Raw genomic sequence first — 19,974 nt, 5'->3', positions numbered from 1 at the left:
CCGCGGCGAACCTGCATCGGCTGCCGGTGGAAACCGGACGCACCTTCGCCGCGGGGCGGCGAAGGTCTTGCCCACAGGCCGGAGGCCTGCCGCTGTGCCGGGACCGGAGGTCCGTCATGACGACACCAGCGATGGGAGGGCTACTCCCCTTCGAGGCGCGATCCTAGCACGCCGGCCGTGGCTGCCCGGCGTGCCGCCGTACTCAGCGCGCCGTTTCAGCCTCCAGCCGCTCGACCACGACCGGCTCCCACGAAGTCAGCCCGGCCTGGCGTCCCAGCGCCAGCGCCTCTTCGTGCGAGGCGCCGCCCTGGGCGGCACCGAGCGCGAGCAGGGCGCCAACGCGGTTGCCCGAGCCGCAGTGCAGCAGCACGCCGTCGCCGTGCTGCTCGAGCAGCGCCTGCAGCGCCGTGGCATTGGCCGCGGTGATGTCGTCCTTGCCGGCGATCGGCAGGGCGACATAGGCCAGCCCCAGGCGCCGCGCCTCGGCGGCCTGGTCGAAGCCGCGGTCCTCGCCGGGGGTGCGCAGGTCGATGACCGTGCGCACGCCTTGTGCCTGCAGCCGCGCCAGGTCCTGCGCGCTGGGCTGGCCGCCGGTGTGCAGGCCGGCGCGCGGCTCGGCGAACGTCCTCGGCGCCGGATCCAGCAGGTGCCGCTGCCAGAACAGCATCGAGGCGGCGCTGAAGTAGTCGCTGTTGGCCTTCTTGCGGAAGCCGTGGCCCTCGTCGGCGAACTCCAGGTACCACATCGGCTGGCCATTGCCGCGCACCGCCTCCACGATCTGCACCGCCTCGGTCCACGGCACGCGCGGGTCGTTGCGGCCCTGGGCGACGAACAGCGGAGCGCGGATCCGGTCGGCGTGCCTGAGCGGGGCGATCTGCTCGAAGAATGCGGCCATCTCCGGGTCGCGCTCGTCGCCATACTCGGCGCGGCGCAGGTCGCGGCGGTAGCTCTCGGTGTTCTTCAGGAAGGTGCGGAAGTCGGAGATGCCGACCACGTCGATGCCCGCCTTGATGCGGTCGCTGTAGTGCATCAGCGAGGACAGCACCATGTAGCCGCCGTAGCTGCCGCCGTACACGCCCACCCGCGAGGCATCCAGCTCGGGCTGCTGCGCGATCCAGTCCAGCAGCGCGCCGATGTCCTTGACCGAGTCCTCGCGCTTGAAGCCGTTGTCGGCCTGCAGGTAGTCCTTGCCGTAGCCGGAGGAGCCGCGCACGTTCGGCACCAGCACCGCCACGCCCAGGTCGGCGAGCATGAACTGGATCGACGGGTTGAAGACCGGATGCGACTGCGCTTCCGGACCGCCGTGGATGTTGATCAGCACCGGATGCTTGCCGGAGGCGGCGGGCTTGGCCGGCCGGTAGTAGAACGCCGGGATCGTGCGCGGCTGGCCGTCGACCTGGTCGAAGGTGGGATAGCGGACCAGGGTCGGGGCGACGAAGGCCGAGGCGTCCAGGCCGCCGACCTCGCTCCTGGTCCAGCGGGTGAGCGCCTTGCCGGCCAGGTCGACCACGTACACGTCGCTGGGCGAGGTGGCGCTGTTGATGTCCAGCGCCAGGCGCTGGCCGTCGGGCGAGAAGTCGATGTTGCCGATCACGCCGACCGGCAGTTCGCGCAGCGCCGGCAGTGCCACCGGCTGCAGTCCGGGCAGGCGCAGCAGGTGCAGGCGCGAGATCCCGTCCTCGTTGGTCGTGTACGCCAGGTGGCGGCCGTCGCCGGCGATGCGCACCTCGTCCACGTCCCAGGGGATGTGCGCGCTGATCAGCTTCGGCGCGCCCGTGCCCGGGCCGTGGTGGCGCAGGGTGCGGAACTGCTGGACCTTGCCGGCGACGTCCTCGTCGGAGACGTAGAACACGCCCTTGCCGTCGGGTGCGTAGCGGAACTGGCCCAGCGCGGCCTTGCCGCCGTCAACCGGGAACATCGTCAGCTTGCCGCTGGCCAGGTCGAGTTCGCCCGGATAGGTCTCGTTGGCAGAGACGTAGCGGCCGACCAGCAGCCGCTGGCCGTCGTGCGAGAAGTCGCTCACGCCCCAGGTGCCGCCCTCGGTCAGCACCGCGCGCGACTGGCCGGTGCGGGTGTCGCGCACCCAGACGTCGCGGTCGGTGCCGTTGCGCGCGGTGCTCGAGTACGCGAGCAGGCCGCCGTCGCGGCTGATCACCACGCCGCCGTTCTGGCTGCGCTGGCCGTCGGTGAGCAGGACGGTGGCGCGGGTCGGTGCGTCGAACCAGTACAGCTGCGAGAACTCGTCGCCGCCGCGGTCCTTGGCGAAGACGAAGCCGTCGCGCCAGGTCTGCGGTGGCGCCGGGGTCAGCCCGGCCACCGGCTCGGGGTAGAAGGTCAGCTGTTCGCGCATGCCCAGCGGCATGCACACCCGGTGCGCCTGTGCGGTCTCGGCGAAGCGCGTGCTGACCAGCAGGCAGCCATCGCGGGTCCAGCCGGCGAGGCTGGCGCCGCGGGTGTTCTGGTAGCGGTCCAGGCGTTCGAGCAGTTCGGCCGGGACCTCGGGCACGTTCTCGGTGGTGCGGTTGCCGGCGACCTGGCGCTGGACCTTGCCGGTGTCGGCGGCGGGCGCCTGCACGGGCAGCAGCGCGAACAGGAGGACGGCGAGCAGTGGCTGTCGCATGGAGGGCTTCCCGGGGATGTTTTCCCGCAGGGTAAGCCGGCTCAGGCGCGTCCGACCAGTGCCTGCAGCAGCATCCGCATCTCGTACTTGTCGGTTTCGTCCAGGCCCTGCGCGCGCTGCTTCTGCTGCAGTTCGTCGATGCGCTGCTGCAGGGTCTGCCGCTCCAGCTGGGCGACCGCGTCGTGCAGTTCGTGCGCCCAGCTGGCGTCCTCGCCCGGCAACGCCTGCGCGGCGAGCCGGCGCAGCGCCTCGGCCTGTTCGTGCTCGGCGAAGTGTTCCAGCAGGGCGCCGGTGCTGATCTCGGGGCGTTGCTGCACCACGTCGAGGATCTCCAGCATCAGCGGCACGCCCGGCAGGCGCAGCTCGGCGAAGCGGTAGGGCCGTTCCAGCTGCAGGCCCAGCGCCGGCTGCTGCAGCAGCAGGGCGATCGCGCTGCGTACCAGGCTGCGCTTCTGCGCCGGCGCGGCGCCGCGCGCCGGCGGACGCGGCGTCGCGGCGGCCGGCTTGGCCGTGTCCACTCCGGTCTGGCGCTGCAGTTCCTGTCGCATCAGGTCGGCGAAGGCGCCGTCGGGCAGCTGCGCCAGCAGCGGCCGCGCGCGCTCGGCCAGCCGCGCGCGGCCGTCGAGGGTGCCGCGGTTGGTGTCGCGGCCGATCTCGTCGAAGAAGAACTGCGACAGCGGCGTGGCCTGGGCCAGGCGCGCGTCGAAGCCGGCCGCGCCTTCCTTGTGCACGATCGTGTCCGGGTCCTCGCCCTCGGGCAGGAACAGGAAGAAGGCCTGGCGGCCGTCCTTCATCCGCGGCAGCACCGATTCGACCGCGCGCCAGCCGGCGCGGCGGCCGGCGGCGTCGCCGTCGAAGCAGAAGTACACGTCCGGGGCGTTGCGGAACAGCAGTTCGGCGTGGTCGGCGGTGGTGGCGGTGCCGAGCGTGGCCACGGCCTGGGTGACGCCGTGCTGGAACAGGGCGACCACGTCCATGTAGCCCTCGACCACGATCAGCCGTTCCAGCTTCTGGTTGGCCTGGCGCGCCTGCCACAGGCCGTACAGTTCGCGGCCCTTGTGGAACAGCGGGGTCTCGGGCGAGTTGAGGTACTTGGGGCTGGCGTCCTTGTCGAGCACGCGGCCGCCGAAGGCGATCACCCGCCCGCGCCGGTCGTGGATCGGGAACATGACCCGGTCGCGGAACTTGTCGTAGACGTGGCCGCGGTCGTTCTTCGACAGCATGCCGGTGCGGTCTAGCAGCTTGAGCCGGCGCTCGTCGGTGCCCAGGGCGTCCTTGAGGGTGGAATAGCCGTCGGCGGCGTAGCCGATGGCGAAGCGGGCGCGGTTCTCGGCATCCACGCCGCGGCTGTCGAGGTAGTCGCGTGCGCGCTGGCTGTCGGCCAGCTGGCGCTGGAACAGCTTGGCCGCGGCCTCCAGCGCGGCGTACTGGTCGCGCAGGTCGCTGTCCTGGTTGTTCTGCCGGGTCTCCTTCGGCACCTCGATGCCGGCGCGGCGGGCCAGTTCCTCGACCGCGTCGAGGAACTCGAGGCGGTCGTAGTTCATCAGGAAGCTGATCGCGGTGCCGTGCGCGCCGCAGCCGAAGCAGTGGTAGAACTGCTTGGTCGGGGAGACGTAGAACGAGGGCGTGCGTTCGTCGTGGAACGGGCACGGCGCGGCGTACTCGCGCCCCTTGCGCTTGAGCGGCACCCGCGACCCGACCACCTCGACGATGTCGGAGCGCGCGAGCAGGTCGTCGATGAACGCGTCGGACAGGCGGGCCATCGCAATAGAATATCCATCCCGTAGGGAAACTGTTCCGGTTTCCGTGGGTCCTGCGGTCCTGGATCAAGAGCCAAGAGCCAAGAGCGCCGGAGGCGGTCGGCTTCGGGCGGAGCCGTGGCAGGCCGGGAGTATTGCGGTCGTCTCGGCGGCACATCCCTGTGCCGACTCGCCGACGCGGCCATCCATGGCCGCTACCGCAATACTCCCGGCCCGCCACGTCTTCGGGAGCTTTTGGGGGCGTGGCTTCGTTCACAGGCGATGAGCAGCGCACGGCTTTTGTAGGAGCGGGCATGACCGCGACCCGACGCCGTCGGCCCAGGCGACGCCCTCGTGGTTTCGACGCCCGTGTCGCCGACTGAAGTCAGCTCCTACAGAAAAGCGGCCGCGCTGTGGCTGTTGTAGGAGCCGGGTTCAGCCGGCGACACGACGCCGTCGGCCCAGGCGACGCCCTCGTGGTTCCGACGCCCGTGTCGCCAGCAAGCTGGGCTCCTACAGAAGGCAGTGCTGCCATGGGTTTCCCTTCCTTTCGTCCACAGGTGAAAGGAAGGGCCGGGGAGGCGGCTTTGCTGTTGTTCCTCCGATCGAAGCCACGCCCCCCAAAGCTCCCGAGGCCGTCGTGCCCAGGGGGCATGGCGCAAGCAGCACATGGATGTGCTGCGGTCGCGACTCGGAGGCAGGATGCCGCAGCGGAGCGATGCGCCATGCCCCCAGGGCACGACGGCCCCTTCCGAAGCCAGCGCCCCCAGCCAGTCAGCGTCTTTCGCTTTCCTCCGACGAAGCCGACCCTGACTCAGAAGGCGCCGGCACCCCCTCGAACCCCGCTTCCCGCAACCGTTGCCGCGAATGCGTGCGCTCGTCGATCACCGCGGTGATCAGCGCGCCGGCGAAGAACACCACCGCCGCGTAATACATCCACAGCAACAGCAGGACCAGTGCGCCCATCGAACCGTACGCGCTGCCGGGCGCGGCCTGGGCCAGGTACAGCCCGATCAGGTAGCGGCCCAGGGCGAACAGCACAGCGGTGATCGCCCCGCCCAGGAACGCCTGCCGCCACGCCACGCGCCGGTCCGGCAGGTAGTGGTAGAGGAAGGCGAAGGCCAGCGCGTACAGAAACAGGGTGGTCACGTAACCGATCGCCGGCAGCAGCGAGGGCAGGTGCGCGAACACCACCTGCAGCGCGGTGGTGGCGATCATCGACACGATCAGCAGGAAGCCCAGCGCCAGCACCACGCCCAGCGAGAACACCCGCTTGCGCAGCCAGGCGCGCAGGCCGCCCAACTGCTCGCCGTCGGTGCGGAAGATCAGGTTCAGCGCGCCCTGCAGCTGGGCGAAGACGATGGTGGAGCCGATGAACAGCAGCGCGGTGCTGAATATCCCGGCCAGGGAACCCACGTCGGGCTGCTCGTCGGCGTTGCGGATCACCGTATCGGCCACGGCGGCCGCCTCGGCGCCGGCCAGGTCGCCGATCTGCGCCACCAGCGACTGCTGCGCCGGCGGGTAGAGCGAGGCGGTGAGCCACAGCAGCAGTACCAGCAGCGGCGCCAGCGACAGCAGGGTGTAGAAGGACAGCGAGGCGGCCTGGGTCATCAGGTCGGCCTCGACGAAGCGCTTGACCAGGGCGGCCGGCAGGCTTTGTTGCAGGCGCTCCAGGTGTCGGCGCAGCTTGGCGGGTGATGGTCGGGGCATGCGGAGGCGACGGGCATGGGCGGGCGCGGCCAGCATCCCGTCCGCGATGTTGGCGAGGTGTGAGCGCCGGGTCGCAAAGCACTGGTTTTCTGCAGGAGCTGGCTTCAGCCGGCGACACGGGCGTCGGAACCATGAGGGCGTCGCCTGTACCTACGTGGCGTGTCGCCGGCTGAAGCCAGCTCCTACAGTGAAGCGGGGCAGTCAGCGGTTGGACAGGGCGCGCAGGGCGTCGCCGCTGAGCCGCTGCACGGTCCAGCCGTCCATCGGCACCGCGCCGAGGCGGCGGTAGAAGTCGATCGCCGGTGCGTTCCAGTCCAGCACCGACCATTCGAAGCGGCCGCAGCCGCGCTCGACTGCGAGCGCTGCCAGGTGGACCATCAGCCGCCGGCCGATGCCGCGGCCGCGGAACGCCGGACGCACGAACAGGTCCTCCAGGTACAGCCCGCGACGGCCGAGGAAGGTGGAAAAGCTGGTGAAGAACAGGGCGAAGCCGGCACCCTGTCCGTCCGTTTCGGCGATCACCACTTCGGCGGCCGGCGCGGGACCGAACAGGGCCTCGTCCAGCATCGCCACGTCGGCCACGGCTTCGTGCGCCAGGCGCTCGTACTCGGCCAGTTCGCCGATCAGGGCCAGGATCAGTGGCAGGTCGTCGCGGCGCGCGTGGCGCAGCACGATCGATTCGGGAAAGGACATCGGCGGCCTTCGACGGGAGCGGAGGTGGTGATTGTCACGCGTCCGCGCGTGGCGTGCCGCCTTGCCGCTTCGCCGCAACGACAGAAAGTGCGGCCATCGTTGACCCGAGTCCGCCCACGCGTGCGTCGGCCGCCTTCCCCGGGTTGCCACGCCGCACAGGTCCGCGACGGACGTACTCGTTGGCGGGGGCGTGCTCCGTTGCTCTGCCGTGTCCGTGCAGGCGAATCCGCTCAGCCGTTCGCGTCGGTCGCGGCCTGCGCCAGCGCCCGGCCCAGCGCCTGGAACGCCTGTTCGGCCTGCGCCAGTTCGCCGAAGTCTTCGGCGCAGGCGACCACCACGGTGGCGCCGTCGCGGCCGCGGTCCGGGTCGAGGATGCCGACGTTGCAGGCGCGCTGCTGCTGGGTACCGGTCTTCTGGGCGAAGTCGGCGTCGGCGGGCAGGCCGGCCTGGATGCGGCGGCCGCCGGTGCCGATCTCGCGCATGTGCCCGAGCAGCAGCGCGGTGGAGGACTCCGACAGCAGTTCGCCGGCGACCAGCCGCTCCAGCAGGCGGGCGAAGGCCGGCAGGGTCGCGGCGTTGCGGCCGCTGGCGTAGTAGTCGTCGAACACCGCCTGCAGCGAATCGGCCTTGAGCTGCGAGCGCGGCACGCCGAGCAGGGCGGCCAGCGCCTGCAGGCGCGGTTCGCCGGCCTCGGCCTGGCGCAGCTGCAGCAGCTGGCGGTTGTCCAGGTCCTTGACCCCGGGATGCAGCGCGCCGTAGGCGTCGTAGCGCACCTGCAGGATGGTGGTGACCGGGCCGAAGCCGTCGCCGACCCAGGCGGCGATGCGCCGGTTGAGCCGGTCCTCGCCGATCCGGCGGATCAGCATGTCGGTGGCGGTGCTGTCGCTGTCGCGCAGCGACTTCTCCAGCAACGTGGCGATGGTGAAGCGCTCGCCGGGCCGGTGCTGCAGCATGTCGCCGGCGCCGTCGACGAAGTCGCTCTCGGCCAGCACCCGTTCCTCGTCCAGCGACAGGTCGCCGGCGTCGACCGCCTCCAGCACCGCGATCGCCACCGGCACCTTGATGGTCGAGGACAGGTACCAGGCGCGGTCCTCGCCGCGGTCCAGGGTGCCGGCCTGGTCGCCGAAGCGCGAGACGTGCACGCCGAAGCGGCCGGGCATGCGCGTGTCGATCGCCGCCACCGCTTCGTCCAGCGGCGCGATCCAGGCGGCGGCCGCATCGGCGGGTGCGGCTTCGGCCTGTTCCTGCGCCTGCTGCTCCACCGGCGAGGCCGGGCGCTGGCCACAGCCTCCCAGCAGCAGCAACGCGGGCAGCAGCCAGGGCAGCGGGTGCGGAAGACGGATCATGGCGGGGTGGCGAGGATCGGAGAGACGGTGGGTTGCGGTGCGCTGTCCACGAATACCCCGGAGGCGGTGACGGCGGCGCCAATGTCGCGCAGCGCGCGCTCGCCAGCGGCGGTGCCGGTGCCGCGTACGCAGGCCGCGATCACCACCCGCGCCGGCGGACCGGTGCGGGTGGCCGCCGGCACGGTGGCAATGCCCAGGTCGCAGGTGCGCCGGTACTGGGTGCCGGTCTTGTGCGCGAAGCCGGCCCGGCGCGGCAGTCCGGCTACGATCCGCTGCTTGCCGGTCTGCACCCGCGCCATCAGGTCGAGCAGGTAGCGGGTGCCCTCGTCGCCGAGCGCCTGGCCCTCGGCCAGCGTGGCCAGCATGCGGCCGTAGTCGACCAGGGTGGCGCTGTTGAGGTGGGTGGCGTAGTAGGCCTCGAATGCGCTGGTCAGGTCCGGCTGCATGAACTCGTTCGGGGTCACCGCCAGCAGCTGCGCCAGGCGGTTCACCCGCGCCTGCCCGGCCGGGCTGCGCTGCAGCGCCAGCAGGTCCTGCGCGGTCAGCCGGCTGGCGCCGGGATGGAACTGGGCGTAGGCCAGCCGGCGCACGTCGCCCAGGGTGGTGATGCGCATGTGCGCGTCGATCAGGTCGGCCGCCACCGCGTTCACCCGCTCCAGCCCGACGCTGCGGATGAGCACGTCGCTGGCGGTGTTGTCGCTGAAGACGACCATCTGCTCGAGCAGGTAGGCCACCGTGAGCCGCGCGCCGGCCGGATGCCGGTTGGTGCCGCCGGCGCCGTCGACGAAATCGGTCTCGCGCAAGGCGATCCGCGTGTCCAGCGACAGCTCGCCGTCCTCGACCGCGCGCATCACCGCGATGGCCACCGGGATCTTCACCCCGGAGGCCAGGTACCACGGTTCGTCGGCGCGGTAGGCATAGGACTCCCGGCGCTCCAGGTGCAGCACGTAGACGCCGATGTCGCCACCGGCCAGGCCGGCGTCGATCGCCTGCAGCCGCCGTTCCAGGTCCAGCGACCACGCCGGCAGGCCCGGCGCGGTCACCAGCAGCCGTGGCAGCAGGTGTGGCGGCTGGGCCGTGGCCGCCGTGGCCGCTGCCGCTGTGGCGCAGGCCAGGAGCAGGACGGCGGCGCGGGCTGGCGCCGCGGCGCGTGACGGCATGGCGCCGCCGGCATGGCACGGTGTCGCGGTCATCCGCTCCGCCTGGCGCGCCGCAGCGCGTCGCCGGTCCGCTGCCACAGCCAGATCCACAGCGCCGTGGCCAGGATCAGCAGGCCCGACAGCGCCAGTGCGTACTCGTACGACACCGACTGGTAGTACCCGAGCACGTTGCGGAACAGCAGGAAGATCACCGACAGGTGCACGATGAACGCCATCAGCGCATCGCTGCCGACCACCGCGACCGGGCGCAGCAGCCGCGCCAGCAGCGGCCCGCCGGCCACGCACGCGGCCAGCAGCACCAGCGCGCCACCGACGCTGAACAGCGAGAACATCAGCCCGGGCGGGTGCTTGCCGTCGTTGCGGCCGATCTCCACCAGCACCGCGTGCAGCGCATCGCCCGCGCGCAGGGCGAACCAGGCCAGCAGCGCCAGGCCGGCCAGCGCGATCCCGCCGGCCAGCGCCAGGCGCAATCGCGGGTCGCCGTGCCAGCGCAGCAGCAGTTCGCCGACCAGCAGCCCGGCCAGCACCAGCGGCAGCCGCGCCAGCTGGCCCCAGGTGTAGAAGTCCGGATGTTCGACCAGCAGCGCCTGCAGTTGCGGCGCACGGAAATCGTGGTGGTTCAGCAGCCACCACGACAGCGCGATCACCGGCAGCGGGCTGAGCCAGCGCAGTAGCGCCGGCGTCCTGGCCCACAGCGGCAGCAGCCACGGGATCCAGAGCAGGGCGATGGCGTAGAAGCCGAGGATCTCGGCGAAGGACGGGAAGTCGCGGTAGAGCAGCGCGTCGATCACCACCTCGTGGCCGCGGTCCCACAGCTCGACCGCGGTCAGCACCTTGTACCAGAACAGCACCACCAGGCCGCGCCACAGCAGCCGGTTGCGCCGCCGCGGCCAGTCCGGGGTGCCGGTCCTGGGCACGAACGCCACCGCCAGGGCAATGCCGAACACGATGAAGAACAGCGAGGAGGAGAACTTGGTCAGCGCATGCACCGGCACCTGGCCCCAGTCGGGGAAGTCGGCGTAGGGCATCAGGCCGTTGGTGCCATGGGCGACGATCATCAGGCACACCGCGATCCCGCGGGCCAGGTCGATGGCCTCGATGCGGTCCTGCGCGGCCACCGGCACCGCGCGCGCGGTCGCGCCGGCGACCGGCGCGGTGGCGGTGCCGGCCGTGGCACTCATCGTGGGGCGCCGCCGGGTGCGGCACCGGTCGTGGCACCGGTTGCGGAGATCCGCCACACCGCGTTGCCGACATCATCGGCGACCAGCACCCCGCCGCGCGCATCGACCGCCACCCCGACCGGCCGGCCCTGCGCGTCGCCGTCGTCGTTGACGAAGCCGCCGAGCACGGTCTCGATCGGCCCGGATGGGCGCCCGCCGGCGAAGGGCACGAACACCACCGTGTAGCCGACCTTAGGCTGGCGGTTCCAGGAGCCGTGCAGGCCGACGAAGGCGCCGTTGGCGTAGCGCGCCGGCAGCGCGTCGCCACCGTGGAAGGCCAGGCCCAGCGGCGCCACGTGCGAGCCCAGGCCGTAGTCGGGCGCGATCGCCCGGGCCACCAGCGCCGGGTCCTGCGGTTCGACCCGGGTGTCCACGTGCTGGCCGAAGTAGCTGTATGGCCAGCCGTAGAACGCGCCCTCGCGGACCGAGGTCAGGTAGTCGGGCACCAGGTCGTTGCCGATCTCGTCGCGCTCGTTGACCACCGCCCACAGGCCGCGGTCGTGCGGGTTGATCGCCAGTGCGGTGGGGTTGCGCAGGCCGGAGGCGTAGTTGCGCACGGTGCGCGCGGCCGGGTCGATCTCCAGCACCGCGGCGCGGTCGACCTCCTCCTCCATGCCGTGCTCGGCGATGTTGCTGTTGGAACCGACGCCGACGTACAGCCTGCGGCCGTCGGCGCTGGCCGCCAGCGCCTTGGTCCAGTGGTGGTTGCGCCCGGCCGGCAGGTCCACGACCTTCTCCGGGGTGGCCGTGATCGAGGTCGCACCGGCGGTGTAGGGCACCTTGACCAGGGCGTCGGCGTTGGCGACGTAGAGCGTGTCGCCGACCAGGGCCATGCCGTAGGGCGAGGTCAGGCCGGTGAGGAACGCGTGGCGCTGCTCGGCCACGCCGTCGCCGTCGGCGTCGCGCAGCAGGGTGATGCGGTCGGCGCTGGGCACGCCGGCGCCGGCGCGCTTCTGCACCGCGTTCATGACGATCTGCCTGGGGCCGGGCCTGGTCTGCGTCTCGGGCCGGTTGGCTTCGGCCACCAGCACGTCGCCGTTGGGCAGGACCAGCAGCTGGCGCGGATGGTCCAGGCCGCGGGCGAAGGCGGTGACCGCGAACCCGGCGGCCGGGGTGGGTTGGCCGCCCTCCGGCCAGCCCACCGCCGGCGCGATCTCGACCACCGGCACGGTGGAGGGGTCGGGCTCGGGCAGCACCGGGTTGGGCCCGGTGCCGATTGGGTAGTCGGCGGGGGAGGTCGGCACCGCCGGATCGTCGGCCCGCTCCACCACGCCGCCGCTGCGCGCGATGTCGGTCACCGGTGGCTGGTTGCTGCTGATGCAGCCGGCGAGCACCAGCGTGGCCGTGGCCAGGGTGACGGCGGCCGCCAGGGACCGCCATCCGGGGACAGGACTCGCCGCCATGTCGGGGTCACTCCGCCGGGGGGAGGAGCCATTGCAGCAGCGCGGCCGTGACGGTCGGATCAGTGGCGTGTGGGCGGCGCGTGGGTGGCTTGAGCGCCTGGCAGGACCTGCCGGCCCGGGTCGTCGCCCCTTGCGGTGGCGGCATGGGTATCACGGGAGCGCGCTTCGGTAGTGACACGGACGTCGGAATCGTGAGGGTGTCGTCCCTGCCGACGGCGCCGCGTCGCCGGCTGAACCCGGCTCCTACAACAGCCATGGCGCGGCCGCTCTTCTTGCTCTTCATGTAGGAGCTGACTTCAGTCGGCGACACGGGCGTCGGGATCACGAGGGCGTCGCCTGTGCCAGCGTCGTCGTATCGCCGGCTGAACCCGGCTCCTACAACAGCCGCAGCGCGGCCGCTCTTCTGTAGGAGCTGACTTCAGTCGGCGACACGGGCGTCGGAAACACGAGGGTGTCGCCTGTGCCGACGGCGTCGCGTCGCCGGCTGAACCCGGCTCCTACAACGGCGGGCTCAGCCCGCCAGGCGGCGCTTCACCAGGGCCGAGACCTGGCCCATGTCGGCCTGGCCGGCCAGCTGCGGCTTGAGCACGCCCATCAGCTTGCCCATATCGGCCGGGCCGCTGGCGCCGGTCTGCGCGATCGCCGCGTCGATCGCCGCCAGGATCGACGCTTCGTCCAGCTTGGCCGGCAGGTAGCGTTCGATCACCACGATCTCGGCGCGCTCGATCGCGGCCAGGTCCTCGCGCGCGGCGGCCTCGTACTGGGTCACCGAGTCCTTGCGCTGCTTGACCATCTTGTCCATCACCGCCAGCACCGCAGCGTCGTCCAGCTCGATCCGCTCGTCCACCTCCCGCTGCTTGATCGCGGCGTTGATCAGCCGGATCACGCCCAGGCTGTCCTTGTCGCCGCCTTTCATGGCGGCCTTCATGTCGTCGGTCAGTCGCTGCTTCAGGCTCATGGCAACACCTATCGGGTCTGTCGGATGGGGTTCGCCGGCGGCGCCGGCCGGGTACGGTTTCGCGGGAAACACAAAAAGCCGGTCACGCGTGGGCGTGCCGGCTTTCGGTTGCCTCGTCTGCGGGGCAGGACGCCGCGCGCCTCAAGGGCGGCCACGCCTTGCCGGTCGCTACGTCAGTACAGGCGCTGGCGCTTGGTGACGTCGCGCGACATGCGGCGCACCTGGCGCTTCACCGCGGCGGCGGCCTTGCGCTTGCGCTCCTGGGTCGGCTTCTCGTAGAACTCGCGCTTGCGGGTCTCGGCCAGGACGCCGGCCTTCTCGCAGGTGCGCTTGAAGCGACGGAGCGCAAACTCGAACGGCTCGTTTTCGCGGACTTTGACGCTGGGCATGGAATCTCCGGGACACAAAATACCGGGTCGCGCCCGGTGAGCCGCGTATGATAGCCCTGTCCCGGGGGTGCTGCAACCGGGCCCTTTCCTTCCCGCATTCAGGCCCCCATTCCGACCTCCATGCGCGTCCTCGGCATCGAAACCTCTTGCGACGAAACCGGCGTGGCCGTCTACGACACCACGGCGGGCGGGTCGGCCGGCCTGCGCGCCCACGCCGTCTACAGCCAGATCGCCCTGCACGCCGAGTACGGCGGGGTGGTGCCGGAGCTGGCCAGCCGCGACCACGTGCGCAAGCTGCTGTCGCTGGTCCGCCAGACCCTGGCCGAGGCCGGGCTGACCACCGCCGACCTGGACGGGGTGGCGTACACCGCCGGTCCGGGCCTGGTCGGGGCGCTGCTGGTCGGCGCCGGCACCGCGCGGGCGCTGGCCTGGGCGCTGGACGTGCCGGCGATCGGGGTCCACCACATGGAGGGCCACCTGCTGGCCCCGCTGATCGAGGATGACCCGCCCGAACCCCCGTTCGTGGCCCTGCTGGTCTCCGGCGGCCATACCCAGCTGGTGGCGGTCGACGCGATCGGCCGCTACCGGATGCTCGGGGAGACCCTGGACGACGCCGCCGGCGAGGCCTTCGACAAGACCGCCAAGCTGATGGGCCTGCCGTATCCGGGCGGCCCGCAGCTGGCCGCGCTGGCCGAGCAGGGCACCCCGGGCGCGTACCGCTTCGCCCGGCCGATGACCGACCGGCCGGGGCTGGACTTCAGCTTCTCCGGCCTGAAGACCCAGGTGCTGCTGGCCTGGCAGCAGTCCGACCAGTCCCCGCAGACCCGCGCCGACATCGCCCGCGGCTTCGAGGACGCGGTGGTCGACACGCTGGCGATCAAGTGCGAGCGCGCGCTGGACGCGGCCGGCAGCGACACCCCGGCTTGCAACACACTCGTCGTGGCCGGTGGCGTGGGCGCCAACAAGCGCCTGCGCGCCCGCCTGCAGGCGATGTGCGTGCAGCGCGGCGGCCGCGCCTGCTTCCCGCGGCCGGCGCTGTGCACCGACAACGGCGCGATGATCGCCTTCGCCGGCGCGCTGCGCCTGCAGGCCGGGCAGCACGACGATGCGCAGGTGAAGGTGGTGGCGCGCTGGGACATGGCGGCGTTGCCGCCGGTGGCGGCAGGCATGGTGGAGCAGGAATGAGGAACGCGTAGCGCGCAGGCGTTACGATTCCCTTCCGTCGCTTCGGCAACCTCCAAACAGCCTGGTTCCGCTCGCATGCATGCGAAACGCTTCACCGCAGCCGCATGACGGGTCCCCCGGCGCCGCAGGTCCTTGCGGACTGAAGACACGGGATTCCCGCCTTCGCGGGAATGACGACTATTGGTTCATCTCCTTCATTTCCCGACATCCGCCAACTCCCATGGACAAAGTCTTCATCGAAGGCCTCGAGATCGACGCCCTGATCGGCATCTACGACTGGGAGCGACGGATCCGGCAGACGCTGCGCTTCGACCTGGAGCTGGCCTTCGACAACCGCGTGCCGGCGGCCAGCGACGACATCGCCGACACGCTCGACTACAAGGCGGTGAGCAAGCGCCTGATCGAGTTCGTCGGCCAGTCCGACTTCGGCCTGGTCGAGACCCTGGCCGAACGTTGCGCGGCGATCGTGCTCGAGGAATTCGGTGTGCGCTGGCTGCGGCTGAAGCTGAGCAAGCCCGGCGCGGTGCGCGGCGCCAGCGCGGTGGGCGTTGTCATCGAGCGTTCGCGCGACTGACCCCGTTTCCCGCGCCGTTCGCGCTGCGGACGCAAGCCCACTGTCCCGGGGCGGCCCGCCGCTGCTTGACGGCCACCGCGGCGCGGGTGCATGTTGCGGTGCATCACCGGCGTGGGGACGCCGGTTCCCGGCAGGCAGGTGCGATGGATTGGGCGAAGTACCGGACCCCGTCGTATGACGAGCTGATCGGCTCGGACGGCCGGCCGCGCCCCGCCGCACGCCATCTGGTCGAATACCTCTCCGGCCTGTCCGGCCGCGAACTGGCCGAGCGCCAGCTCGCCGCCGACGTGGCCGCGCGGGTCATGGGCATCACCTTCACCGTCTACAGCGACGGCCGCAACGTCGACCGCACGCTGCCGTTCGACCTGATCCCGCGCATCCTCCACCGCCGCGAGTGGCAGCGTACCGAGGCCGGGCTGAAGCAGCGCATGCGCGCGCTCAACCTGTTCATCGGCGACATCTACGGCGAACAGAGGATCGTCCGGGACAAGGTGTTCCCCGCTGCGCTGCTCAAGCAGTCGGTCAACTTCCGCGAGCAGTGCGTGGGCGTGCGCCCGCCGCTGGACGTATGGGCGCACATCTGCGGTTCGGACCTGGTCCGCGACGGCGACGGCACCCTGTACGTGCTGGAGGACAACCTGCGCATCCCCTCGGGCGTGTCCTACATGCTCGAGAACCGGATGGTGGCCAAGCGCGTGTTCCCGGAGCTGTTCGAGACCAGCGCGATCCTGCCGGTCGACGACTATCCCTCGCAGCTCTACGACACCCTGGCCGCGCTGTCGCCGCGCCCGGGCGACACCCCGACCATCGCCCTGCTCACCCCGGGCGTGTTCAACAGCGCCTACTTCGAGCACGCCTACCTGGCCCAGGCCATGGGCATCGAACTGGTGGAAGGCGGCGACCTGTTCGTGGCCGACGACGACTGCACCTACATGCGCACCGTGTACGGGCCGCAGCGGGTCGACGTGGTCTACCGCCGGGTGGACGACCTGTTCATCGACCCGGAGGTGTTCCACCCCGATTCGGTGCTCGGCGTGCCCGGGCTGATCCGCAGCTGGCGCGCCGGCAAGGTGGCGCTGGCCAACGCGCCCGGCGCCGGCGTGGCCGACGACAAGGTCGTGTTCGCGTACGTGCCGAAGATGATCCGCTACTACCTGGACGAGGAGCCGATCCTGCCCAACGTGCCCAGCTACCTGTGCCACAACGCGAAGGACCGCCGGTACGTGCTGGAGCACCTGGACGAGCTGGTGGTCAAGCCGGCCAACGAGTCCGGCGGCTACGGCATGCTGATCGGCCCGCGCGCCAGCAGGAAGGAACGGGAGAAGTTCCGCGCGCTGATCGTAGCCGACCCGCGCAACTACATGGCCCAGCCGACGCTGTCGCTGTCCACCGCGCCGATCGTGACGCCGGACGGCCCGTCGGCGCGGCACATCGACCTGCGCCCGTTCATCCTCTCGCGCGAGGACACCTACGTCACCACCGGCGGCCTGACCCGGGTGGCGATGACCGAAGGCTCGCTGGTGGTCAATTCCTCGCAGGGCGGCGGGGCCAAGGACACCTGGGTGGTCGACCTCGAAGAGGAGGCCGGCTGATGCTCTCGCGCGTCGCCGACCAGCTGTACTGGTTCAGCCGCTACCTGCGCCGCTCGGAGAACACCGCGCGCCTGGTCGGCGTGGGCAGCCTGCTGCAACTGGACCTGCCGCGCTCGGTGCGCTTCGCCTGGCGGCCGATGATCGCCACGGTCGGTGCCGAAGAATTGTTCCTGGATGTGCATCCGGATGCGGATGACGCCGACGTGCTCGACTTCCTGCTGCTGGATGCGCGCAACCCGTCCTCGCTGCGCGCCTCGGTGGATTCCGCGCGCGAGGTCCTGCGCGGCATCCGCGATGCGTTGCCGCAGGAGGTGTGGGAGGCGGTCAACGACCTGCACCTGTACATCGACGCCGACGGCGAGCGGGTGCTGACCCGCCGCTACCGGCTGGACTTCATCACCCGCATCACCGACGGCTGCCTGAAGGTCTCCGGCCTGCTCGCGGCCAACGTCAGCCGCGACATCGGCTTCCAGTTCCTGCGCCTGGGCACGGCGATCGAGCAGGCCGACATGACCACCCGCATCATCGATGCCGGCGCCTCGGGCCTGGTCAAGCCGCGCAACGAGGAGGACCGCGAGGCCTACCAGAACATGCAGTGGATGGCGGTGCTGCGCGCGCTGGCGGCCTACCAGATGTACCGCCGGCACGTGCGCCAGCGGGTCTCGGCCGCGCACGCGCTGCGCTTCCTGCTGCACAACGCCGAGTTCCCGCGCAGCGTGCAGTTCTGCCTGACCCGGGTGCAGCGGATCCTGCCGGCGATGCCGCCGCGGCCGGCGGTGGAGCGCGCGCTGACCCGCGCCACCGGCCTGGTGCGCCAGGCCGATCCGGCGCTGCTGGCGGCCGGCGATCCGGCACGGTTCATGGACGAGGCGCAGATCTACCTGGGCCGGCTGCATGCCGCCATCGCCGAAGGCTATTTCATGGGCTGAACATGCGCTGTTGCCGCCGTTGCGCGCGGCCGCCCCTGCACACGCTGCGTGTAGAATCCCATCGCACTGGAACCACGGCCCGGACATGACCTACTGCGTCGGCATCGAAGTGGACGAAGGCCTGGTCTTCGCCGCGGACACGCGCACCAACGCCTCGCTGGACGATGTGCGCGTGCACCGCAAGCTGCACGTGTTCGACTACCCGGGCGAGCGCGTGTTCGTGGTGATGAGTGCGGGCAACCTGGCCACCACCCAGCTGGCGGTCGCGCGGCTGCGGCGCGACGCGGAGGATCCGGACGCCACCCGCAGCCTGCGCACGTTCCGGCACCTGTTCGAGGTGGCCGAGTACGTGGGCGAGGTGCTGGTCGCCAGCCAGGTGCAGGCGTACGACAGCGGGCAGCACAGCGGGGTCAGCACCCAGGCCACGCTGATCCTCGGCGGCCAGATCGCCGGCGAGCGCCCGGGCCTGTACCTGGTCTATCCGCTGGGCAACTGCATCGCGGCCTCGCCGGAGACGCCGTACCTGCAGATCGGCGAGTCCAAGTACGGCAAGCCGATCCTGGACCGGATCATCCGCCCGGAAACCGCGCTGGAGGACGCCGCGCGCTGCGCGCTGGTGTCGCTGGACTCCACCATCCGCTCCAACCTGTCGGTCGGCCTGCCGATCGACCTGGCGCTGGTGCGCGCCGGCGACCTGCGGGTCAGCCAGCAGGTGCGGCTGGAAGGCGACACCGCGCTGTACGCCGACATCCACGAGAACTGGTCGCGCAAGCTGGAGAACGCGGTGCGCACGCTGCCGCGCTTCCCGTGGGAGCCGGCGCTGCCGGTCGCCGACGAAAGCGTCGCCCTGCCGCCGTTGCCGCCGCGCCGCGCGCCATCGCGGCCGGATCCGGGCGACCAGTCCGCGCAGCAGTAGCCGCCGCCTCCATGCAGGAACACGCAAGTGCCAGGCCGCCGGACGGCGCCGTCGACGTGCTGCTCAGCCTGGGCAGCAACATCGAGCCGCAGCGCCACCTGCGCGCGGCGCTGGACGAATTGCGTGCGGCGTTCGGCGAGGTGGTGGTGTCGCCGGCCTACCGCACCGCTGCGGTGGGCTTCGACGGTGCACCGTTCGTCAACGCTGCGGCCGTGATCCGTACCGCGCAGCCGCTGCCGGCGCTGGAGGTCTGGCTGCACGCGCTGGAGGACCGCCATGGCCGCGACCGCAGCGGGCCGCGCCTGTCCGACCGCACGCTGGACGTGGACGTGGTGTTCTACGGCGACGTGATCGTCCGCGACGGCGGGCGCGTGCGGGTGCCGCGGCCGGAGCTGAAGCACGCGTTCGTGCTCAAGCCGCTGGCCGACATCGCACCGGGATTCGTCGATCCGCTGGCCGGCCGCACCCTGGCCGAACTGTGGCACGCGCATCCGCAGCACGGCGAGACTTTCGAGATCGTGCCGTTGTAGGAGCCGGGCTTGCCCGCGACGTGACGCCGTCGGCCCAGGCGACGCCCTCGTGGTTCCGACGCCCGTGTCGCCGACTGAAGTCAGCTCCTACAGAAAAGCGGCCGCGCCGGTGCTGTTGTAGGAGCCGGGTTCAGCCGGCGACCCGACGCCGTCGGCCCCGGCGACGACTCATGGTCCCGACGCCCGTGCCGCCCCTGAGTGGGTTCCTGGAACGAGCCTTGGCCGAGTACGCCCCTCAGCGCTCCCGCCCACCGTCCACATGCAGCACCTGCCCGGTGACATAGCCGGCGTCGGCCGACAGCAGCCAGGCCACCGCCGCGGCGACGTCCTCCGGCGAACCGGCGCGGCCGAGCGCGGTGGCGACGAGGATGGCCTGCTGCGCGTCGGGCGCCTGGCCCTGCTCCGGCCACAGGATCGCGCCCGGCGCGACAGCATTCACCCGCACCTCTGGCGCCAGCTCCAGCGCCAGTGCGCGGGTCAGCGAGACCAGCGCCGCCTTGGCCGCCGAGTACGGCGCATGCTCGCGCAGCGGGCGATGGGCGTAGACGTCGGCGAGGTTGACGATCGCGCCGTGCGCCGCGCGCAGGTGCGGCGCGGCGGCCTGGGCCAGGAAGAACGGCGCGCGCGCGTTGACCGCGAACAGCTCGTCCCACTGCTGCGCGGTGACCGTGCCCAGCGGCGTGGGATGGAAGTTGGAGGCGTTGTTCACCAACGCATCGAGCCGGCCGAAACGGCCGACGGTCGCCGCGACCAGTTCCGGCAGCCGGTCGAACCCGCGCAGGTCGGCCTGCAGCACCTGCACGCTGCCCGGGCGCAGGGCATCCAGTTCGGCCGCCAGCGCCGCCATGTCCGCGCCCGAATGCAGGTGGTGCAGCGCCAGGTCGTGGCCGGCCGCGTGCAGGCGGCGGGCGATCGCCGCGCCGATCCGGCGGGCGGCGCCGGTGACCAGGGCGACGGGGCGTTGCCCGGCCGGACGATCCAGAGTCATGCGCATCCCCGCTCGGCTATTC

The 19,974-nt window shown here is 71.5% G+C and carries 17 protein-coding genes; 6 read left to right on the top strand and 11 right to left on the bottom strand.

The features are described 5' to 3' along the window. Positions 1-202 precede the first annotated feature (202 nt). From WQ53_RS06880 to rpsU, 10 genes are all read right to left on the bottom strand, one after another. Complete coding sequence (locus WQ53_RS06880) at positions 203-2,620, bottom strand: prolyl oligopeptidase family serine peptidase (protein ID WP_052631412.1); 2,418 nt, start codon at positions 2,618-2,620, stop codon at positions 203-205. A 41-nt stretch (positions 2,621-2,661) separates the two neighbouring features. Next, entirely contained in the window at positions 2,662-4,383 is a 1,722-nt protein-coding gene (gene dnaG, locus WQ53_RS06875) for a DNA primase (protein WP_052631410.1), read from the bottom strand. 750 nt (positions 4,384-5,133) lie between these two features. Further along, positions 5,134-6,069 carry a YihY/virulence factor BrkB family protein gene (locus tag WQ53_RS06870; RefSeq protein WP_052631408.1) on the bottom strand — a complete coding sequence of 312 codons (936 nt, stop codon included), beginning with the start codon at positions 6,067-6,069 and terminating at the stop codon, positions 5,134-5,136. 201 nt (positions 6,070-6,270) lie between these two features. Beyond that, on the bottom strand, positions 6,271-6,762 hold the full coding sequence (locus tag WQ53_RS06865; protein ID WP_052631406.1) for a GNAT family N-acetyltransferase: 492 nt from the start codon (positions 6,760-6,762) through the stop codon (positions 6,271-6,273). A 230-nt stretch (positions 6,763-6,992) separates the two neighbouring features. Continuing rightward, entirely contained in the window at positions 6,993-8,108 is a 1,116-nt protein-coding gene (locus WQ53_RS06860) for a serine hydrolase (RefSeq protein WP_052631404.1), read from the bottom strand. Next, positions 8,105-9,301, bottom strand: a complete 1,197-nt coding sequence (locus WQ53_RS06855) for a serine hydrolase (protein WP_236685919.1) — start codon at positions 9,299-9,301, stop codon at positions 8,105-8,107. The genes WQ53_RS06860 and WQ53_RS06855 overlap by 4 nt, the downstream gene beginning before the upstream one ends. Further along, positions 9,298-10,449 carry an acyltransferase family protein gene (locus WQ53_RS06850; RefSeq protein WP_052631401.1) on the bottom strand — a complete coding sequence of 384 codons (1,152 nt, stop codon included), beginning with the start codon at positions 10,447-10,449 and terminating at the stop codon, positions 9,298-9,300. The genes WQ53_RS06855 and WQ53_RS06850 overlap by 4 nt, the downstream gene beginning before the upstream one ends. Then, the gene (locus tag WQ53_RS06845) at positions 10,446-11,891 is read right to left on the bottom strand and encodes a PQQ-dependent sugar dehydrogenase (RefSeq protein WP_052631399.1); all 1,446 of its coding nucleotides are present in this window, start codon (positions 11,889-11,891) and stop codon (positions 10,446-10,448) included. The genes WQ53_RS06850 and WQ53_RS06845 overlap by 4 nt, the downstream gene beginning before the upstream one ends. A gap of 511 nt (positions 11,892-12,402) precedes the next feature. Then, positions 12,403-12,849, bottom strand: coding sequence for a GatB/YqeY domain-containing protein (locus tag WQ53_RS06840; RefSeq protein WP_052631397.1), 447 nt, complete (start codon positions 12,847-12,849; stop codon positions 12,403-12,405). Positions 12,850-13,022: 173 nt separating this feature from the next. Next, on the bottom strand, positions 13,023-13,238 hold the full coding sequence (gene rpsU, locus WQ53_RS06835; protein ID WP_052631395.1) for a 30S ribosomal protein S21: 216 nt from the start codon (positions 13,236-13,238) through the stop codon (positions 13,023-13,025). A gap of 120 nt (positions 13,239-13,358) precedes the next feature. Between rpsU and tsaD the strand changes: the two genes are divergently transcribed. The 6 genes from tsaD (at position 13,359) to folK (ending at position 18,964) form a co-directional block, all read left to right on the top strand. Beyond that, the gene (tsaD, locus tag WQ53_RS06830; RefSeq protein WP_052631393.1) at positions 13,359-14,423 is read left to right on the top strand and encodes a tRNA (adenosine(37)-N6)-threonylcarbamoyltransferase complex transferase subunit TsaD; all 1,065 of its coding nucleotides are present in this window, start codon (positions 13,359-13,361) and stop codon (positions 14,421-14,423) included. 220 nt (positions 14,424-14,643) lie between these two features. After that, complete coding sequence (folB, locus tag WQ53_RS06825; protein ID WP_052631390.1) at positions 14,644-14,997, top strand: dihydroneopterin aldolase; 354 nt, start codon at positions 14,644-14,646, stop codon at positions 14,995-14,997. Positions 14,998-15,140: 143 nt separating this feature from the next. Next, the gene (locus WQ53_RS06820; RefSeq protein ID WP_052631388.1) at positions 15,141-16,589 is read left to right on the top strand and encodes a circularly permuted type 2 ATP-grasp protein; all 1,449 of its coding nucleotides are present in this window, start codon (positions 15,141-15,143) and stop codon (positions 16,587-16,589) included. Beyond that, a complete protein-coding gene (locus WQ53_RS06815; RefSeq protein ID WP_052631387.1) occupies positions 16,589-17,518 on the top strand; it encodes an alpha-E domain-containing protein in 930 nt (309 codons plus the stop codon). Before WQ53_RS06820 ends, WQ53_RS06815 begins: the two co-directional genes overlap by 1 nt. Positions 17,519-17,603: 85 nt before the next feature. Further along, complete coding sequence (locus WQ53_RS06810; RefSeq protein ID WP_052631385.1) at positions 17,604-18,434, top strand: 20S proteasome subunit A/B; 831 nt, start codon at positions 17,604-17,606, stop codon at positions 18,432-18,434. 11 nt (positions 18,435-18,445) lie between these two features. Beyond that, positions 18,446-18,964, top strand: a complete 519-nt coding sequence (gene folK, locus WQ53_RS06805; protein ID WP_052631383.1) for a 2-amino-4-hydroxy-6-hydroxymethyldihydropteridine diphosphokinase — start codon at positions 18,446-18,448, stop codon at positions 18,962-18,964. 235 nt (positions 18,965-19,199) lie between these two features. On the opposite strand, the gene WQ53_RS06800 is transcribed toward folK, so the two are convergent. Further along, on the bottom strand, positions 19,200-19,952 hold the full coding sequence (locus tag WQ53_RS06800) for a pteridine reductase (protein ID WP_052633960.1): 753 nt from the start codon (positions 19,950-19,952) through the stop codon (positions 19,200-19,202). Positions 19,953-19,974: the final 22 nt, after the last annotated feature.

The organism is Pseudoxanthomonas suwonensis (assembly GCF_000972865.1).
Classification (GTDB): domain Bacteria; phylum Pseudomonadota; class Gammaproteobacteria; order Xanthomonadales; family Xanthomonadaceae; genus Pseudoxanthomonas; species Pseudoxanthomonas suwonensis_B.
The sequence above is the reverse complement of the archived record's forward strand: the minus strand, read 5'-3'. Positions and strand labels throughout refer to the sequence as shown.

Excerpts from the sequence above, each read along its gene's own strand:
- WQ53_RS06880 (WP_052631412.1), bottom strand. The coding sequence starts at position 2,620 with ATGCGACAGCCACTGCTCGCCGTCCTCCTGTTCGCGCTGCTGCCCGTG.
- dnaG (WP_052631410.1), bottom strand. The coding sequence starts at position 4,383 with ATGGCCCGCCTGTCCGACGCGTTCATCGACGACCTGCTCGCGCGCTCC.
- WQ53_RS06870 (WP_052631408.1), bottom strand. The coding sequence starts at position 6,069 with ATGCCCCGACCATCACCCGCCAAGCTGCGCCGACACCTGGAGCGCCTG.
- WQ53_RS06865 (WP_052631406.1), bottom strand. The coding sequence starts at position 6,762 with ATGTCCTTTCCCGAATCGATCGTGCTGCGCCACGCGCGCCGCGACGAC.
- WQ53_RS06860 (WP_052631404.1), bottom strand. The coding sequence starts at position 8,108 with ATGATCCGTCTTCCGCACCCGCTGCCCTGGCTGCTGCCCGCGTTGCTG.
- WQ53_RS06855 (WP_236685919.1), bottom strand. The coding sequence starts at position 9,301 with ATGACCGCGACACCGTGCCATGCCGGCGGCGCCATGCCGTCACGCGCC.
- WQ53_RS06850 (WP_052631401.1), bottom strand. The coding sequence starts at position 10,449 with ATGAGTGCCACGGCCGGCACCGCCACCGCGCCGGTCGCCGGCGCGACC.
- WQ53_RS06845 (WP_052631399.1), bottom strand. The coding sequence starts at position 11,891 with ATGGCGGCGAGTCCTGTCCCCGGATGGCGGTCCCTGGCGGCCGCCGTC.
- WQ53_RS06840 (WP_052631397.1), bottom strand. The coding sequence starts at position 12,849 with ATGAGCCTGAAGCAGCGACTGACCGACGACATGAAGGCCGCCATGAAA.
- rpsU (WP_052631395.1), bottom strand. The coding sequence starts at position 13,238 with ATGCCCAGCGTCAAAGTCCGCGAAAACGAGCCGTTCGAGTTTGCGCTC.
- tsaD (WP_052631393.1), top strand. The coding sequence starts at position 13,359 with ATGCGCGTCCTCGGCATCGAAACCTCTTGCGACGAAACCGGCGTGGCC.
- folB (WP_052631390.1), top strand. The coding sequence starts at position 14,644 with ATGGACAAAGTCTTCATCGAAGGCCTCGAGATCGACGCCCTGATCGGC.
- WQ53_RS06820 (WP_052631388.1), top strand. The coding sequence starts at position 15,141 with ATGGATTGGGCGAAGTACCGGACCCCGTCGTATGACGAGCTGATCGGC.
- WQ53_RS06815 (WP_052631387.1), top strand. The coding sequence starts at position 16,589 with ATGCTCTCGCGCGTCGCCGACCAGCTGTACTGGTTCAGCCGCTACCTG.
- WQ53_RS06810 (WP_052631385.1), top strand. The coding sequence starts at position 17,604 with ATGACCTACTGCGTCGGCATCGAAGTGGACGAAGGCCTGGTCTTCGCC.
- folK (WP_052631383.1), top strand. The coding sequence starts at position 18,446 with ATGCAGGAACACGCAAGTGCCAGGCCGCCGGACGGCGCCGTCGACGTG.
- WQ53_RS06800 (WP_052633960.1), bottom strand. The coding sequence starts at position 19,952 with ATGACTCTGGATCGTCCGGCCGGGCAACGCCCCGTCGCCCTGGTCACC.